General features: G+C 37.4%; 16 protein-coding genes and 1 other annotated feature. Of the genes, 7 read left to right on the plus strand and 9 right to left on the minus strand.

Features of this window, described 5'->3' with window-relative positions:
• The first annotated feature begins 63 nt into the window (after positions 1 to 63).
• From murE to AC4BC7_RS11065, 3 genes are all read left to right on the plus strand, one after another.
• Positions 64 to 1,572, plus strand: coding sequence for a UDP-N-acetylmuramyl-tripeptide synthetase (gene murE, locus AC4BC7_RS11055; protein ID WP_490502865.1), 1,509 nt, complete (start codon positions 64 to 66; stop codon positions 1,570 to 1,572).
• A 105-nt stretch (positions 1,573 to 1,677) separates the two neighbouring features.
• Positions 1,678 to 1,905, plus strand: a complete 228-nt coding sequence (locus tag AC4BC7_RS11060) for a hypothetical protein (RefSeq protein WP_207871807.1) — start codon at positions 1,678 to 1,680, stop codon at positions 1,903 to 1,905.
• Between the two features lie 120 nt (positions 1,906 to 2,025).
• The gene (locus AC4BC7_RS11065) at positions 2,026 to 2,436 is read left to right on the plus strand and encodes an Ohr family peroxiredoxin (RefSeq protein WP_207871808.1); all 411 of its coding nucleotides are present in this window, start codon (positions 2,026 to 2,028) and stop codon (positions 2,434 to 2,436) included.
• Between the two features lie 34 nt (positions 2,437 to 2,470).
• Here the strand turns inward: AC4BC7_RS11065 and AC4BC7_RS11070 are convergent, their stop codons facing one another.
• From AC4BC7_RS11070 to istA, 6 genes are all read right to left on the minus strand, one after another.
• Entirely contained in the window at positions 2,471 to 3,592 is a 1,122-nt protein-coding gene (locus tag AC4BC7_RS11070; RefSeq protein ID WP_207871809.1) for a glycerate kinase family protein, read from the minus strand.
• A gap of 120 nt (positions 3,593 to 3,712) precedes the next feature.
• The gene (gene leuS, locus AC4BC7_RS11075) at positions 3,713 to 6,127 is read right to left on the minus strand and encodes a leucine--tRNA ligase (RefSeq protein WP_490502866.1); all 2,415 of its coding nucleotides are present in this window, start codon (positions 6,125 to 6,127) and stop codon (positions 3,713 to 3,715) included.
• Positions 6,128 to 6,183: 56 nt separating this feature from the next.
• Positions 6,184 to 6,406 (minus strand) — a binding site (T-box leader).
• A 45-nt stretch (positions 6,407 to 6,451) separates the two neighbouring features.
• Positions 6,452 to 7,378, minus strand: a complete 927-nt coding sequence (locus tag AC4BC7_RS11080) for a LysR family transcriptional regulator (protein ID WP_490502867.1) — start codon at positions 7,376 to 7,378, stop codon at positions 6,452 to 6,454.
• Positions 7,379 to 7,667: 289 nt separating this feature from the next.
• Complete coding sequence (locus AC4BC7_RS11085; protein WP_490502868.1) at positions 7,668 to 9,911, minus strand: LysM peptidoglycan-binding domain-containing protein; 2,244 nt, start codon at positions 9,909 to 9,911, stop codon at positions 7,668 to 7,670.
• Positions 9,912 to 10,303: 392 nt separating this feature from the next.
• A complete protein-coding gene (gene istB, locus AC4BC7_RS11090; protein WP_490502869.1) occupies positions 10,304 to 11,032 on the minus strand; it encodes an IS21-like element helper ATPase IstB in 729 nt (242 codons plus the stop codon).
• Entirely contained in the window at positions 11,032 to 12,459 is a 1,428-nt protein-coding gene (gene istA / locus AC4BC7_RS11095; RefSeq protein ID WP_093365140.1) for an IS21 family transposase, read from the minus strand. The genes istB and istA overlap by 1 nt, the downstream gene beginning before the upstream one ends.
• A 121-nt stretch (positions 12,460 to 12,580) precedes the next feature.
• Here istA and AC4BC7_RS11100 point away from each other — a divergent pair, with 121 nt between their 5' ends.
• From AC4BC7_RS11100 to mnmM, 3 genes are read left to right on the plus strand one after another with little or no spacing between them, the layout of a single operon-like run.
• Positions 12,581 to 13,222: a phosphatase PAP2 family protein gene (locus AC4BC7_RS11100; RefSeq protein ID WP_490502870.1), complete on the plus strand. Its 642-nt coding sequence runs from the start codon at positions 12,581 to 12,583 to the stop codon at positions 13,220 to 13,222.
• 23 nt (positions 13,223 to 13,245) lie between these two features.
• Positions 13,246 to 14,229 (plus strand): tRNA modification radical SAM protein MnmL/YtqA, encoded by a 984-nt coding sequence (mnmL, locus tag AC4BC7_RS11105; RefSeq protein ID WP_490502871.1) that lies wholly within the window; start codon positions 13,246 to 13,248, stop codon positions 14,227 to 14,229.
• A complete protein-coding gene (gene mnmM / locus AC4BC7_RS11110; RefSeq protein ID WP_490502872.1) occupies positions 14,204 to 14,764 on the plus strand; it encodes a tRNA 5-(aminomethyl)-2-thiouridylate-methyltransferase MnmM in 561 nt (186 codons plus the stop codon). The genes mnmL and mnmM overlap by 26 nt, the downstream gene beginning before the upstream one ends.
• A gap of 26 nt (positions 14,765 to 14,790) precedes the next feature.
• Here the strand turns inward: mnmM and AC4BC7_RS11115 are convergent, their stop codons facing one another.
• From AC4BC7_RS11115 to AC4BC7_RS11125, 3 genes are read right to left on the minus strand one after another with little or no spacing between them, the layout of a single operon-like run.
• Complete coding sequence (locus AC4BC7_RS11115; RefSeq protein ID WP_490502873.1) at positions 14,791 to 15,465, minus strand: MerR family transcriptional regulator; 675 nt, start codon at positions 15,463 to 15,465, stop codon at positions 14,791 to 14,793.
• The gene (locus AC4BC7_RS11120; RefSeq protein ID WP_490502874.1) at positions 15,458 to 16,090 is read right to left on the minus strand and encodes an Hsp33 family molecular chaperone HslO; all 633 of its coding nucleotides are present in this window, start codon (positions 16,088 to 16,090) and stop codon (positions 15,458 to 15,460) included. The genes AC4BC7_RS11115 and AC4BC7_RS11120 overlap by 8 nt, the downstream gene beginning before the upstream one ends.
• Positions 16,091 to 16,144: 54 nt before the next feature.
• Complete coding sequence (locus tag AC4BC7_RS11125; protein ID WP_490502875.1) at positions 16,145 to 16,540, minus strand: DUF4809 family protein; 396 nt, start codon at positions 16,538 to 16,540, stop codon at positions 16,145 to 16,147.
• Between the two features lie 138 nt (positions 16,541 to 16,678).
• Here AC4BC7_RS11125 and AC4BC7_RS11130 point away from each other — a divergent pair, with 138 nt between their 5' ends.
• The gene (locus AC4BC7_RS11130) at positions 16,679 to 17,095 is read left to right on the plus strand and encodes a hypothetical protein (RefSeq protein ID WP_490502876.1); all 417 of its coding nucleotides are present in this window, start codon (positions 16,679 to 16,681) and stop codon (positions 17,093 to 17,095) included.
• The last annotated feature ends 75 nt before the right edge of the window (positions 17,096 to 17,170 follow it).

The raw sequence follows: 17,170 nt of genomic DNA on the forward strand, positions 1-17,170 counted from the left end.
GCCTCTTTCTGATATCCTATGCTATAATTAGCTAGAACTTTAGGACAAGGAGTAAACTTATTTATGTATTCCATGACAATTAATGAACTTTGTAACCTTTTAAGCAAACATCAGTTACTTCAAGAAAAGGTAGCTAACGAAAACTGGCAGCAAAAAATCAAAGAATCTGCTAACAATACCTTCACGTATCTCTCCTATGATTCACGTGACTTAAAAGAGCACACACTTTTCTTTTGTAAAGGATTGAACTTTAAAGCAGAACTTTTAGAAGCTGCGGTGCAAGATGGTGTGACGCATTATCTGTCTGAAGTGTCTTATGATGTGGATGCACAAGAGATTTTGGTAACTGACATTCGTGAAGCGATGGCCGTTGTTGCACAAGCTTTTTATCAACAACCGCAAGATAAATTATACAAAATCGGAATTACAGGCACCAAAGGAAAAACAACCGCCGCTTATTTTATCAAAAAAGTATTAGACGAAGCTTTCCATCAAAAAGTCGCGTTGTTTTCTTCGGAAGAAACAACATTAGATGGCACCACATTTTATGCGTCAAAATTAACCACGCCAGAAGCCTTAGACCTTTACCGCCAAATGGCTTTAGCAGTGGAAAGTGGTACTACTCATTTAGTAATGGAAGTTTCTTCACAAGCATATAAAACCAAACGAGTCTTTGGGTTAACTTTTGAAACAGGCATTTTCCTTAATATTAGTCCCGATCACATTAGTCCAATTGAACATGCAACATTTGAAGAGTATTTCGCCTGCAAATGTCAATTACTAAGAAATAGCAAGCAAGTGGTCATTAATCATGATAGTGATCACTTTGATGTGTTAGAAGATATTTGCCAAAAAGAACAGGTGCCTTATTATACATTTGGGCAAAAAACGGGAACTTACCGCATTCAGCCATTAGCTAACCCTCGTTGTTTCCACTTAGAAGCAACTGAAGATGCCTTAGATGTTACTGGTGATTATCAACTCGCGTTATTTGGCACTTTTAATCATGATAATGCAGCAGCAACTATTTTAACTACCCGACTAGCAGGCGTTTCTAAAGAAATGATTCAAGCTAGTTTACCACAAAGCCATGTTCCTGGTCGCATGAACTTATTAGAAAAAGCAAATGGCGCCTATATTTTCATTGATTATGCGCACAACTATTTAAGTATCAAAGCTATTGGTGAATTTGCCAAAGAACTAAGACCTAATGGCCGAGTAATTATTGTCACTGGTAGTGCTGGTGACAAAGCGCATTCTCGCCGTCCTGATATTGGACGAGCATTAAGTGAATGTGCAGACATTGCTATTTTAACAAGTGATGATCCTGGTTTTGAAGATGCTTCAGCAATTACCAAGGAAATTTATCAAGCCATTACTACACAATTGCCCGTTCAAATTGAATTAGACCGTGCCAAAGCCGTAACCACTGCCGTAGAAATAGCTCAAGCGGAAGATACTGTGATTTTAGCTGGAAAAGGTACTGAACAAATGATGAAAGTTCGTGGAGTCCAAGAACCTTATGAAGGAGACTTTCATATTACGCAACGACTAATACGTGAAAATGCCTAATTATTTCAAAATGATTACAAAAGAAAATTTTTGAAAAATTTTCTATTATTTCTTTTAATTTCTTGTATAATAACTGTGAATGTAAAATTAAAGGGGATACGTTTCATGGGCAAACAAAAGAAATTTCTTTTCTATGCAGTTATTGCATTGATGATTGTAGTCGCTAGTTTCTTAGGTTGGAAATTATTAACAGCAACGGGTGTGATTGGTCTACCTGATGTAGCTCACTTACATACTCGCTCCGCACTTCCACATGGTTTGGTTTTGGTATTGTTTTTACCAATTGTTGCTACAGGTGCACTTTTTTATGGAATTGCTTATACAAAAAAATAAACTAGAGCGTGGTTCCTACGCTCTTTTATTTTGTCTTCAATCATAAGGCAATTCGGTTTTCATTCTTCTCGTTTTATACTATAGTTAAGATAGATCAAAAAACGAAAGGGTGTTTATTGTATGAGTAAAAAATTAGGCGTTTCAACAGTGGTTAACGAAGGCGGTCGTGAAGGCGTAAGTAAATCGTTAAATGGTGATTTTGAAGTAAAAACAACTGGAACGAAAAAAGAAGGTTATACAAACCCTGAAGAGTTATTTGCTGCAGGTTTTTCTGCTTGTTTCAACGGTGCACTTATTTTCCCATTAGAACGTGATGGTCATGGTGATTTACCTCGTTCGGTTCGTGCAGAAGTGACATTATTGGGCGATTTACCTGATTACCACACATTGCATTTAGCTGTTCATTTAATCGGTAAAATTGAAGGTCTATCAAAAGAAGAAACATTGAAATATATGGAAGAAACACATAATATTTGCCCGTATTCAAAAGCTATCAATGGCAATGTCGAAGTAACATATGAAGCTGAATAATAAAATCAAAGTAGCTGTTTAGAAATCTAAACAGCTACTTTTTTTTGTACATAAAAACGTGACTTAACTCGCTTGCTAACTGTTGGATATTAGTCAAGGTTCGCTCTTTTTCCATCGCTTCTTTTAAAGAAATCGGGCCTTGTTGAATACTAAAAACGCCGAGTGTTACCTCGGTCATTTTCCCGATATCTCTCGTGCGGCTGCCACACAAACCAATCACTGGTATACCAGCTTTTTTGGCAAGTTGCGCCACACCAAAGGGGACTTTCCCTTGGTCTGTTTGTCCATCCATTTTACCTTCTCCAGTAAAAATCAAATCTGCTTTTTGTAACTTCTCTTCTAATCGTATTATTTTTTGCAAAGTTACAAAACCAGGTGCAATTTTACCTCCTAAAACAATCACTGCACCTCCCAAACCGCCTGCTGCTCCAGAACCAGAAATGGTAGCCAAATCTAAATTGGTCTGCTGCTTGATTTTTTTAGCGACAAGTTGTGCTTGTTGCTCCATTTCACTAACTGTATTTTTAGAGGCTCCTTTTTGTGGTGCAAAAATTTCGGCAAATCCTTTTTTACCTAGGTAAGGGTTGGTAACATCTGCTAATGCTACTAATTCCACATTATTCAACTCCCCTTGAAGTCCTTTTAAATCAACATTATTAATATTTATTAGTGGATTACCTTCCTCACTTCCTTCAATGATTGCACCAAGGGACTGCAATAGTCCTAATCCACCATCAGATGTTGCACTACCACCTAAAGTTAAATAAATTTGTGTGACACGGTGAGCTAGTGCATCTTGAATAACTTTGCCTAATCCATAAGAAGAGGTTTGGCGAATTACAGTATCTGAAACTTCAACTAAATGAATCCCTATAAAAACAGCTGATTCAATTACAGCAATCTCTTGACCTTCAAAGCGACTCAATAAGTATTGACCGGTAATCGGTTTTCCTAAGGGATCTTGCGTTGTTACACTTTGCCATGTCCCGCCTAATTCTGCATAAATAGCTGCCATTGTTCCTTCACCACCATCAGCAATCGGAATAGTGCATTTTTCTGTCCAAATTTCATCTGGTAACCCTGCTAAAACCGCCTGATTTAATTCTTCTGAGGTTGCACATCCTTTGAATGAATCAATCATTGCTACAACTTTCATATCCTCACCTCCTTTTTGTTTATTATAATCTATTTTCATCCTTCATTGTCTTCTATTTATTGCTTAATTAAAGTCTAAAAAACCATTCATTCTGCATCAGACAGAATGAATGGTTTGAAATTAATTGGCTACGATATTTACTAATTTTCCAGGTACTGCAATTACTTTACGAATTGTTTTTCCGGCAATTTGTTCTTGAATAGTTGCATCGGCTTTCGCAATTGCTTCTAGCTCTTCACGGCTCGCTTCTGCTGGAACATTCACTTTAGCACGAACTTTACCGTTTACTTGTAAGACAATTTCAACTTCCTCTTCAACTAACGCTGCTTCATCGTAAGTTGGCCATGCAATATAAGAAATAGCTTCTGTATTTCCTAAAATTGACCACAATTCTTCACCTAAATGTGGTGCAATTGGTGCAAGTAATTGGACAAATCCTTCGACATACTCATAAGGAAGTGCATCGGCTTTATAGGCTTCATTCACAAAGACCATCATTTGAGAAATAGCCGTATTGAAATGCAAATGTTCAAAGTCTTCCGTAACCTTTTTAACGGTTTGATTGTACACTTTTGTTAATTTACCATCATTGAAAGTGGTAATTCGATCACGCATTTTACCGTTTTCGTCCACGATTAAACGCCATACACGGTCAAGGAATTTACGGCTACCTTCTAAGCCATTTTCACTCCAAGCGATTGATGCATCCAATGGTCCCATAAACATTTCATATAAACGTAATGTATCAGCACCATATTGCGCCACTACATCATCAGGGTTTACTACGTTTCCACGTGATTTAGACATTTTTTCATTGTTTGAACCTAAAATCATTCCTTGATTATATAACTTTTGGAATGGTTCTTTGGTTGGCACTACGCCTAAATCATATAAGAATTTATGCCAGAAACGAGCATACAATAAATGCAAGACTGCATGCTCTGCCCCGCCGATATAAATATCAACTGGTAACCAGCGTTCCAATTTTTCATAGTTAGCTAGTTCATTTTTATTATGCGGATCGATAAAACGTAAGAAATACCATGAGCTACCAGCCCATTGTGGCATTGTATTGGTTTCACGACGACCTTTTTTACCAGTTTCAGGATCGATAACATTTACCCAGTCATCAATATTTGCCAATGGAGATTCTCCAGTTCCACTTGGACGAATATCCTCCGTTTTTGGTAGACGTAATGGTAATTCTGATTCAGGTACAGTTGTTGTTGTGCCATCTTCCCAATGAATGACTGGAATCGGTTCACCCCAATAACGTTGACGAGAGAATAACCAGTCACGTAGACGGTAGCTAACTTCTTGTTTTCCCACACCGTTTTCTTCCAACCATGCTACCATTTTGGCAATCGCATCTTCTTTATTCATGCCATCTAGAAAATCAGAATTGATATGCAAACCATCTTCAGTGAATGCTGCTACTTCTACATTGCCACCTTCAAGGACAGGGATGATTTCCAAATCAAACGTTTTGGCAAATTCATAGTCACGCTCATCATGCGCAGGTACAGCCATAATGGCACCTGTTCCGTAAGTTGCCAGAACATAGTCAGCAATCCAAATTGGAATTTCTTTACCATTGACTGGATTAATCGCATATGCTCCAGTGAACACACCAGTTTTTTCTTTGGCTAAATCTGTACGGTTCAAGTCTGATTTTTTTGAAGCTTCTTCAACATACGCATCAATGGCTGCTTTTTGTTCAGGAGTTGTAATTTCTTTCACTAACTCTAATTCTGGAGCTAATACAGCATAGGTTGCTCCAAATAAAGTATCCGGACGCGTAGTGAAAACCGTAAAGTCTTTCTCTGTTCCTGCCACCTTGAAAGTGACATTCGCACCGACTGAACGTCCAATCCAATTACGCTGCATGTCTTTAATGCTTTCTGGCCAATCTAGTTCTTCTAAATCATCCAATAAACGATCTGCATACGCAGTAATTTTTAACATCCATTGACGCATGGGTTTACGGACAACATCGTAGCCGCCACGTTCACTTTTCCCATCAATAACTTCTTCATTCGCAATAACTGTTCCTAATTCTGGCACCCAGTTTACCGCTACTTCAGCTTCATACGCCAAGCCTTTTTCATATAACTTTGTAAAAATCCATTGGGTCCATTTGTAGTAATCTGGATCAGTGGTATTAATTTCACGATTCCAGTCATAACTAAAACCTAAAGAATTGATTTGGCGACGGAATGTTTCGATATTTTTCTTTGTAAATTCAGCGGGATCATTTCCTGTATCTAACGCATATTGTTCTGCTGGTAAACCAAATGCATCCCACCCCATTGGATGTAACACATTGTAGCCTTGACTACGTTTAAAACGTGCTAAAATATCTGTTGCTGTATACCCTTCTGGATGCCCAACATGTAGTCCTTGACCAGACGGATACGGGAACATATCTAAAGCATAAAATTTTGGTTTACCTGTTTCATCATGCGTGTTAAAGGTATTGTTTTTTGCCCAATACTTTTGCCATTTTTTTTCAATTTCTTTGTGATTATAATTCACTACTTGACTCCTCCTTAATAAAATAAAAAGCCCTATAAGAAGCACAAAAAAGCCTCTTATAGGACGTAATTGACGTGGTACCACCTATATTTGTTGGACATGCTCCAACCTCAAACGTTGTAACGGTCGTCACCGTATTTTCTCTACACACTTTTTGTAAAGCTTTAAGAAAATCATACACTCAAAGGCGAGTTCAACGGGTCTTTTGTACATTCCCACCAACCATGTACTCTCTAACAAAAAGGACACCACCTACTACTCCTTTTCAAACGCGCATAAGTCATTATTGAGTTCATACTATCAAAAAAGTGACTTGAATTCAATTTATTTCTTTTTATTTTTCTGGGTTTCTTGAAAATCAATGAAATATTTTTTCAAGTTTGTTAAAAAGGCTTCACCTATTCCTGATATTCTGCGACTTTTCTTTTTAATCATGACCATTTTATTTTCGGGTGAGTTCGCTAAAGGAATTAAAACAATCCCTTGACTACGTGGATCCTCCACTAAACCAGAACCTGAACCATACGCATCTGTCCGCTGTAAAATCCCAGTGAGTGTCGCTCGGTCACTCGTATGAATTACCTGGGTAATTCCTGGGAAATCAATTAAATCTTCAGCAAAATAGGTATAATTATTTGTTTCTTGTGTAAAACGAACTTGCGAATAATCATGTAAATCTGATAATTCAATCACTGATTTAGTCGCTAACGGATGACCTTCTCTCATAAAGATATGCGTCTGGAAAGTAGTTAAAATCTCATACTCTAATTCGCCGTTTTCTAACAATCGACTTAAACCAGCTTGATTGGAATCATTAAATAATAAAATACCAAATTCACTTCGATACTGCTCTACATCTTTAATGACATTTAAAGTAGTACTTTCGAAAATTCGAAAATCATTATAATCTGGAAAATCTTGAATTAATTGACTAATCATAATCGATAGAAAATCATAATGTTGACTAGAAATAGAAAAATGTTTTTCGTTCTCTTCATTTGCTAAGTAACGATTTTCTAATAACTCAACTTGAGCCAAAATTGGCTGTGTGTATTGAAAGAAATCCATCCCTTCAGAGGTCAATGAGGCTCCTTGTCTGGTGCGTTCAAAGAGTTGGACATCTAATTCTTTTTCTAATTCTTTAATAGCATGGGAAAGGCTTGGTTGCGAAATATATAATTTTTTAGCTGCTTCTCGAAAACTACCATTATTGGCAATTGCTGCGACATAGCGCATTTGTTGAATATTCAATCACTTTTCCTCCCGGTTCATTGCATTTATTTTCTATAGTAACGAACCACTTGTTGACTGGTCAATCTTTTTTTCTTTTCTCTTCTTTAAAATTTTTTCTATATAACAAATCTTATGATTAAATTTTAACGACTTTAGTGTTAAAATAAGATGAGAAACTTATAAAAAAAGCACTTTCTTTTACGAAAGTGCCTTTCAATCAATCTTTTATCGGTTTCTGAGTTTTGAAAATAATTTTGTTTAATTCATGAATTTTTGTGAAAAATCAAACTTTATCTACATGTTGCAACTAAGCAACTTTTAATGTTTGACCTGGATAAATAAAATTATTCTCTAAGTTGTTCCAACTACTTAGCTCATCAATCGTGATTCCAAATTTATCTGAAATTAACCAAACGGAATCGCCTGACTGAACTTTGTATGTTGTTACATTAGCATTATTGTTTGTATTTACGTTGGTAGTTGGTGTAGCTGGTGTAGTTGATTGGTTCGACTGATTGGCAGAAGTCGAATTACCTTTTACAATCAATGTTTGACCTGGATAGATGAAATTATTTTGGATATTATTCCAACTACATAATTCGTCTATTGTTATACCAAACTTATCAGCAATCAGCCAAACAGATTCACCCGATTGAACCGTATATTTATCAGTGTTATTGTTGGTTTGTGACACTGACGGTTGTGTTGGTGTTGTCGGTGTGGTTGACTGATTAGGTTGGCTCGACTGATTGGCAGAGGTCGAGTCTCCTTTTGCTACAGTTAATGTTTGACCTGGGTAGATAAAGTTATCTTGAATGCCATTTAAACGAATTAACTCATCCATTGTCATCCCGTGTTTATCAGCAACTGACCATACAGACTCACCTGATTGTACAGTATATGTTCCTTGTCCACCTGTGTTTGCTGTTGGTGTTGATGGTGTACTTGGAGTAGGTGTACTTGTACTAGCTGAATTTCCTTTTGCTACGTTTAATGTTTGGCCTGGATAGATAAAGTTATCTTGAATGCCATTTAAACGAATTAACTCATCCATTGTCATCCCGTGTTTATCAGCAACTAACCATACAGAGTCTCCTGACTTCACTGTATATGTCCCTTGACTTGCAGTGTTGCTATTTGGCGTTGTCGTAGTGTTTGATTGGTTTGACTGATTAGTAGAAGTTGAACTACCTTTTGCTACAGTTAATGTTTGACCTGGATAGATGAAGTTATCTTGAATGCCATTTAAACGAATTAATTCATCCATTGTCATGCCATGTTTGTCAGCAACTAACCATACGGAATCTCCTGATTTTACGGTATAAGTTCCTTCACTACCCGTATTTTTATTAGGTGTTGATGGTGTACTTGATTGGCTCGATTGATTGGCAGAAGTCGAACCACTTTTTGCTACGGTCAATGTTTGACCTGGATAGATGAAGTTATCTTGAATGCCATTTAAACGAATTAATTCATCCATTGTCATGCCATGTTTGTCAGCAACTAACCATACAGAATCTCCTGATTTTACGGTATAAGTTCCTTGATTACCTGTGTTTGTTGTTGGCGTTGATGGTTTGTTTGATTGACTTGGTGTACTTGGTTGGCTTGGTTTGTTCACAGCACTAGAATCACTACTTGAAACAATCAATGTTTGACCTGGATAAATAAAATTGTTTTGAATACCATTTAAACTGATTAACTCATCCATTGTCATGCCATGTTTATTAGCAACTAACCATACAGAGTCTCCTGATTGAACTTTGTAGCTTTGACCATTGGCAGATGGCTTAGAAGGTGTAGATGTTTTGTTACCAGATTCTGTATTGGTATTTGTGTTTGTTTTATTGTTTGTATTTGTTGTTCCGCTAGAACTTCCCGAAGTTGCAGAATCATAACGTGTTAAATCATAACTTTCAATTACGCTGTTTAGCGCACTTGCATAATTAGGTGCAGTAGCGTAACGACCTGTTAACCACTCAGTAGCATCACGATAAGAAGAAGTATTACTTTTCCATGCACCAGAATAATAATAAACACCTGGCTGTAAAGATACATTTTTTAATGTATTGGCGTTGTCTTGAAACGATTCTGTAAATGAAGGGTATTTTCTAAATGGCTCTTTCATGGTTACCCATTGCCCATTCAAATATTCTTGTGTATTCATATACACCGTTTCACCATTGTAACTACCTTTAATCCCAAATAAATTATGATAGGGTGATTGCGATAGTCCGCTTTGTCCCCAACCACTTTCAATAACCGCTTGAGCAATCATCACTGATGCATATAAATTATTCGGTCCAGCAATTGATTGGGCATGTGAAGCTAATTGTTCGATATATGCATTAGAATTTGTTGAAGAATAGACAGCAGTTTGTTGAGACTCATTTTCAGCAGCTTCTACTTCAACACTCGGTAATAACGGTGTTGCAACAGAAATTGCTGTAACAGTGCTTCCTAAGACTGCCGCGCTTTTTTTCATATTACGATATAAAAGCGGATGCTGTTCTATTCTTTTAAGTTCTTTTCTTGATAAAGTCTTCTCCATTTTTTGACCTCCATTTTTTTTAATACATTTTTTAGTATACAGGTTATTTTTTCTTAATAAAAGTTTAAACATCTCAAAACTCAAATTGTAAAATACTTGTAATATGTACATTTCTACACATCCATCACAACCCTTGTCACATCAGTATTTATTTCCATTTTTACATTCGATTTTAAATTAATTTATTATGGGGAAATTGACATGTATTTTTCATTATAGAAACGGTCTATGCTATAATGTATTCGTTAATTTGAATAAATATAGAGGAGCTTTTATGAATAATAAATTATACACTCAATTTGTGGGCAGTTGCTCACTGTGTTTTGCAAGACCTTCCTACACAATATTGCAAAGAAAAAGTACACACCTTTGCGCCTGAAATTTTTCTCTGATTATTTTGGTCTTGATAGAGCGTTTTTGAGCCGGAAGCTCTCTCCGGTGAAGCTTAAAATGTGTGCGTGATGAATTAAGCGGTCCACCAATGCCGCCGTCAAACGTGTATCGATAAACACCTTATTCCATTGGCTGAACTCCAAATTACTGGTGATGATGATACTTTTCGTTTCATACCAATCACTGATCAGCTGGAAGAGCAACTCGGCACCTTCCTTAGTGAACGGCACATAGCCCATCTCATCTAGGATAACCAACTTCACCTTGTCAAAGCGGTGCTTGAAGGTCTCCAACGTGTTGTTCTTCCATTGACGTTCCAATTCTCCCACCAATTCAGAGACTCGCCAGAAGCGTGTTTCAACACCAGCATGCGTGGCCATTTGGCCAAGAGCACAAGCTAAATGCGTCTTACCAGTTCCTGGGGTACCCACGAAAACGGCGTTTTCTTTTTGGCGGATAAAGGAGAGGCTGATTAACTCTTCCTTTGTGGTCGGATTTGGCAGCGTGATATGATCATGCCAGTCGTAGTTGTCTAAAGTCCGGCGTACAGGGAATTTGGCCTGTTTGAAGAGCCGAGCTGTCTTTAGTTCTTCCCGGCACTTCAATTCATTCTCTAACAGGAATAGCAACCAATCTTCTTTGGTTTCAAAGCCCTCCGTTCCAATGACTCTAGGAATATGAGAGAGCCGCAACTGCTTACAAACCTCTTCTAAACGATCGGTTTCCATCAACTCGCCGCCTCCCCATTAGATGACTTGAGAAATGCATCATAGTCATTCCAATCCACATCATAGGCATCCGTTTCTTTCGAAGAACCGATAAGGTCGTAGAAGTTCTGATCAATACCTAACATATCGTTGGTGACGAGAAAAACGAGAAGCTGATCTACACGCTTTGCCTGTTCTTTCCAATCGGGATGGCTGAGATAGAGCTTGATGCGTTCGGGTAGATATTTCCAGTAACGAGAGTAATGCATCGCACGCAATTTGCGCCGCCAATCGAGTAGTATTGCTTGCCAGTCAATCGCTCGTTTCTTCATCATGTAGGGCCGGGGGCCTTCAGCGATAATTTCACCATCCGTGCTAACCAGTTGATAGGAGTCAAAGCGAAGCAGCCCGTAGATGATGGAATGGTTCCGGGCGCGAGGAACATGGATTCGCTCGCCATCCAGCTTGATTTCGTTGTACTTATTGGCTTTTACTTCGATTTCCTTGAAGACTGGATATGCGACATCGGGCAATGCCAAAAGATCCGCTTTTTCCTCAAGCCAGAGTTCACTGATAAGTACATGTTTCTCATAATGAACGCGTTCCCTGTCTTTCGCTAATTGAACCGCCAATGCCTCATTAAAGCTTGCGAAGTCCTTCATGATTGGAGTGGCCGGAAAGAAGTTGTAGCGAACATAGCCGACTTTATTTTCTACGCTGCCTTTTTCATTTCCGCTTCTAGGGTTGCACACCTGTGTCTCAAACCCATAATGCGTAGCGAACTGCAGAAACCCATCCGTTAACACTGCTGGTTCCGTCTTCGACTTTACTTGCGTTACTGCCGTAGACATATTATCAATGCGAATTTTTCGTGGGACGCCGCCAACTTGTCGGAATAGCTCCTTCATTCCTTCAAGTAGACACTCTTGATTCTCCGCTGGTAATGCCACCGCAAATCCGCCGTTACTATAAGGAAAAGACATCACGAGTGCTTTGATATCCTTAAAGGCTCCTTCATGGCAGACCTCCATGGTGCCAAAATCCAGCTGCGCTTCCGCCGGAGGATGTTCCAAACGCTCAAAGCCTTGATCTTCATTGGCTTCAACGTAGTGAGTGGCTTTCCAGTCCCTAACGAAATCACAAACCGTGCGATACGAACCGGGGAACCCCTGGTTCTTCAATTCTTTAGTCATAAAGTCAACGGTCCTACGCTTCTTCTTCGGGAGCTTAGAATCTTCAGAAAGCCAGAGAGCAACGATGCCTCCCCAGTGTTCCACATACATCATGCCCGTTTTCTTTCGGACCTTCGGCTCAGGTAAAAGATCCTCATCTGCATACTTTTTTGCGGTGCGCCAGTTGATTTCCAATTCGTCAGCTATGTGTTGAATAGATTTATCGTGATTGTTTCGTAGATTTCTGATAGTATTAATATCGGTCATTGCGAGCATTCCCTTTCTTACCTCCAGTTACAGTGTCGGAACTATAACTTTAGAGGAATTTCAGGACGCCCGCAATGGCTTTTTATTTTACCCTAAGCTGCTTGCGGAGTTATGTACTTTTGCGCTGCAATTGTATGTACGTCTATCTTGCCACAAACACTCACTCGTTCTTTTTGCTTTTTTAGGTTATGTTGTTAGGTTTTACCCTGGGTGGATCCAACCATTTGATCAATTTATAACAAATGGTATTCGCTCTTTATATCCAACATGGACCCCTTTTTTTCTTTGGATTACTAAATTTGCTAATCCTAGCACCATGGTTATATTATTTTTAGCATTGCTTTTTGTTTTATTATATGGAAAACGCTATGCAGAAGCCGCCTGGTTTTCCCTAGGTGTTATTGGGATTGCGGGCATTTTTAATCCTTTGATTAAATTGTTGTTTATGCGTGAGCGTCCTACATTAGAGCATTTAGTAACCGAGCATAGTTATAGTTTCCCCAGCGGTCATTCAACGGGAAGTATGGTACTGTATGGAACGTTAATTTTCTTGATAGCCCTATTTATCCAAAACAGATATTTAAAACTTGGCCTCCAGATAATTTTAGGTAGCTGTATTTTATTAATTGGAATTAGTCGCGTCTATCTAGGTGTCCATTTCCCTAGTGACATTATTGGCGGTTTTTCTCTGGGCTTAGGTTGGCTATTATTGAGCTATCCCTATTACCAAAAACAACGCTTCATTTGGCGCTTTAAAAATAAGCAGCTTTAACAAGTAGAAAGTGAGCAAATAGTATGAATCCCTTTATCTATGCAGAAGATAAAAATAAACGTTACCACTCTTGGAATTACGCACTACGTCAAGAGTTTGGTAGTAAAATTTTTAAAGTAGTTATTGATGGTGGGTTTGATTGTCCTAATCGCGATGGCACTGTTGCACATGGTGGCTGTACTTTTTGTAGTGTTTCTGGTTCTGGAGATATGATTTTAGCTCCTGAAGACCGACTACCTGTTCAATTTAATAAAGAAATTCAACGGATGCATAAAAAATGGCCTCATGTCGATCAATACATTGTCTACTTCCAAAATTTTACAAATACACATGCGCCTCTTGCTGATATTAAAGCACGTTTTGAACAAGTCATTAATTTACCTGGAGTGGTCGGTTTATCGATTGGTACACGGCCCGACTGCTTACCAGATGATGTCGTGGATTACTTAGCAGAATTAAATGAGCGTCTGTATCTTTGGGTAGAATTAGGTTTACAAACAACTTTTGAGGATACAAGTCGCTTAATCAATCGTGCCCACGATTATCAAACCTACCTTGATGGTGTGGCTAAATTGCGTAAACACCAAATTCGAGTTTGCACACACTTAATTAATGGCTTACCGCAAGAAACGCCTGAAATGATGCTAGAAAATGTACGACGAACAATTTTAGATTCAGACATTCAAGGAATTAAATTGCATTTACTTCATTTAATGCGTAATACACGAATGCTGCGTGATTATCATGAAGGGCGATTACAATTACTCTCTCTTGAAAAATACGTAGAAATTACTTGTAATCAACTAGAAATGATTCCTGAAGAAATTATTATTCATCGTTTAACAGGAGATGCACCCCGTGATACCCTTGTTGGACCAATGTGGAGTCTAAAAAAGTGGGAAGCCTTAAATGCGATTGATGAAGAATTATTAAGAAGAAATTCTTACCAAGGTAAATTCAATGTGCGAAAGGAAGTTTTACATGCTACAAACAGCCTTGCATTTTAGCCATACATTATTAAAAGAAATCGTTCAGCCTGGACAACATGTAGTGGATGCGACAATGGGCAACGGAAATGACACCGTATTTCTAGCTGAACTAGTAGGTAAAAAAGGGCGAGTTTATGCTTTTGATATTCAAGAACAAGCCTTAAAATCCACACAAAAACGTTTGGATGACAAGGATTTGAAACATCAAGTAACTCTTATTCATGATGGTCACCAACATCTAGAAAATTACCTAGGTAAAGAAGAAATTCATGCTGCTGTATTTAATTTAGGTTACCTACCAAAAAGCAACAAAAAAGTGATTACCTTACCTGAAACAACTCAACAAGCCTTAGATAGTTGCTTACAACACCTTGCTCGTAAGGGACGGATTATCATTGTTGCTTATTATGGGCATGAAGGTGGTCAAGTAGAATTAACCACCGTAGCGAATTATTGTCAAAAACTACCACAAAAAGAATACAATGTATTAACTTATCAATTTATCAATCAAAAAAATCAACCACCAATTTTATTTTGTATCGAGAAAAAATAAGCAAGACAGCTGACATCTTTAAAGTGTCAGTTGTCTTGCTTTAAGTTTTCTTTTAAATAAGCATACCACTCTTTTTTCATGCCATACGTTTGTTCAGGGTATTTCGCATAATATTTTTCAGCAAATGTTGTCATTTCTAATGCATAGGAATATTCGTTCATTTGGCGCCAGTAATTGAGACATTTTTTTACCGAGGGATGATTATATGGTAATTGTTGTTCATAACATAGTGCTAATTCCTGAAGAAAAATCTGAAACTCCTCTAAATCAAAAGAAGGAACTGTTTTTTCTGACACTTTGGCCAATAATTCCTTAGATAACTCGCCTTCACCTAACAAAACAAGCATTTCTGGAGTCACTTCTCTCCCAGTTTTCAAGTATTCCTCCAAATGAGTCAATTGTATCAAACGATTTTGTAAGGAACCGATTTCTAGCTCTACTCGCTGTTTTTCCTCAAGAATAAACGATCCTAAAGGTTGTTTATTTCCTAAAATTTGTTTGATTTCTTCTAAAGAAATTCCCATACGTTTTAAAGAGACAATCATAAACGCAAGAGAAAAGGAATGGTCATTATAGAACCGATGTCCTTGGGCATTCTTTTTTGCAGGAGGTAATAAATCAATTTCATCGTAATATTGCAATGTCCGGACGCTAACACCAATCAGTTGACTGAAGTCTTTAATTTTCAAGAATTTATCCATACGTTTCCACCTTTTTTTGCCAAAGTATCTGACCTAACTGCTTGCTATCCTCTTGCCATTTTCGTAAAGAGTCTGTTTGTCTATGAATAATTAACTTCCGAACTCTTTGTAACTCTTTTGTTTCAATGAAAGGCAAACCTTGTAGCAAAATTCCTTTGGTCGGTTTTTCTTTAGAAACCATAAATTCACTAAGTAATTGTTCACTTTGTAAAGAAAAATAAGTCATCGCATCACTCGGACGCTTTTTTTCAAACGCTACCGTTCCTGTATGCAATCCTATTGACCAGTCTCCGATAGTGATTGAGACAATTCCTGGATTCGCCAATAAACTTTCTAAGCAAAAATCTTTGTCATTCAATTCGTTAGGATAACGTAACGATACATTATTTTCTTTGATTTCACAAAGAATGTTTTTCTTATTTAAACGGTACAAAAAGCTAATTTTTGTATAAAAATCATGGATACCACCGAATAATACTGCTACGGTTAAAATTTCTTCTAAAAAATGTCGAACTGTCTGATTCCCATAAAACGTTGCTAGTAATGTCTCAGATAAGCTTTGTGTATCGGTCACCACAATTCGGCATTCTTTAGTATTTGTTAAAATCTTTAATGTATTCCTCATTGCGTTCACCTCTACCATTAGCATAGACTATCACGTAACGTGAGGCGCAAGTAATTATTCAGCTAGTGTAAATTCAACTGCTTTTAATTCAAAAATCTCAGTTAAAACCTCATTGGCTTTATGAAATATTACTGAATGATCTTTACTAGGCATACAAACAACTTCTTTCTGATCGGATTTGTAAATACTTTTTCCATACTCATCTAAAAACTGAACTTTTTTGCCATCACGCTGAAATGCCACATATTCATCCAAAAAATCTAAAACTAATTCTTGACGAAACCCCGCATTTAAAACGATTGCCATGACTAACGAAGACACATCCAAATCTTCTAAGGGTGTGTTGAGCTGTCCTAGTGTAAGACTATAGGAGGTTGTTTTGACAGTTGGACACGCGTTACATCCTCCATTGATTAAATCAGTTGAATAATGAATCATTGCTTGCATCATTGTTTCCACCTTCCTTTGTGATTATATTAACATATATGGTGATAATTACTACTATCAACTATTTAGAATGAGAACTTTTCTTGTTTGCTTCCCAAGAAAGCGCTATAATTAGCTTATTACATATAGGAGGGAATAATGATGAAAAAATGGTTGTTAATTGATTTGATTCTAATTTTTCTATTTGTCCTTTTTGATTTTTTAGGTTACCAAAGCCTTAGTGAATGGCTTTTTATTCCAGCCTTCTTTATATTTATTGGAATAGTTATTACTATTCTGTTCAAAAAAAGACATGGTTATGTGGCGTACTTTCGATACACTGTAAAATTCACTGAGTTCCCCTTGATAAACCCTAAGGAATCGCCTGAACCACCCCAAGGTATTCAAATTTTAGAAGTAAATGATAAAAATAAAGAATGGCTGATTTTAAGCAAATTAAGCAAAGAAGAAATTCAAAAATCAATAGATAATTACCTAGATAAAAACCAAGAGATTACCGACGGAACTACAAAAATTGTAATTTCTCCTTATATTCATGCTGCTTTTGGTGCTTTATAACAAAAAATAGCTTGTGATATAAATCTGTTAACAATAAAGTGCTTGAACGCCAAAAATTTGCTTGATTGTGGCAAG

The sequence above is a fragment of the Enterococcus sp. AMC1623 genome (assembly GCF_058216495.1).

What these genes read in the sequence shown, in the direction of transcription:
- murE (WP_490502865.1), top strand. Translation starts at nt 64, where the DNA reads ATGTATTCCATGACAATTAATGAACTTTGTAACCTTTTAAGCAAACAT.
- AC4BC7_RS11125 (WP_490502875.1), bottom strand. Translation starts at nt 16,540, where the DNA reads ATGATGCAAGCAATGATTCATTATTCAACTGATTTAATCAATGGAGGA.
- mnmM (WP_490502872.1), top strand. Translation starts at nt 14,204, where the DNA reads ATGCTACAAACAGCCTTGCATTTTAGCCATACATTATTAAAAGAAATC.
- AC4BC7_RS11060 (WP_207871807.1), top strand. Translation starts at nt 1,678, where the DNA reads ATGGGCAAACAAAAGAAATTTCTTTTCTATGCAGTTATTGCATTGATG.
- AC4BC7_RS11120 (WP_490502874.1), bottom strand. Translation starts at nt 16,090, where the DNA reads ATGAGGAATACATTAAAGATTTTAACAAATACTAAAGAATGCCGAATT.
- mnmL (WP_490502871.1), top strand. Translation starts at nt 13,246, where the DNA reads ATGAATCCCTTTATCTATGCAGAAGATAAAAATAAACGTTACCACTCT.
- AC4BC7_RS11065 (WP_207871808.1), top strand. Translation starts at nt 2,026, where the DNA reads ATGAGTAAAAAATTAGGCGTTTCAACAGTGGTTAACGAAGGCGGTCGT.
- AC4BC7_RS11085 (WP_490502868.1), bottom strand. Translation starts at nt 9,911, where the DNA reads ATGGAGAAGACTTTATCAAGAAAAGAACTTAAAAGAATAGAACAGCAT.
- istA (WP_093365140.1), bottom strand. Translation starts at nt 12,459, where the DNA reads ATGCTCGCAATGACCGATATTAATACTATCAGAAATCTACGAAACAAT.
- AC4BC7_RS11130 (WP_490502876.1), top strand. Translation starts at nt 16,679, where the DNA reads ATGAAAAAATGGTTGTTAATTGATTTGATTCTAATTTTTCTATTTGTC.
- AC4BC7_RS11070 (WP_207871809.1), bottom strand. Translation starts at nt 3,592, where the DNA reads ATGAAAGTTGTAGCAATGATTGATTCATTCAAAGGATGTGCAACCTCA.
- AC4BC7_RS11115 (WP_490502873.1), bottom strand. Translation starts at nt 15,465, where the DNA reads ATGGATAAATTCTTGAAAATTAAAGACTTCAGTCAACTGATTGGTGTT.
- istB (WP_490502869.1), bottom strand. Translation starts at nt 11,032, where the DNA reads ATGGAAACCGATCGTTTAGAAGAGGTTTGTAAGCAGTTGCGGCTCTCT.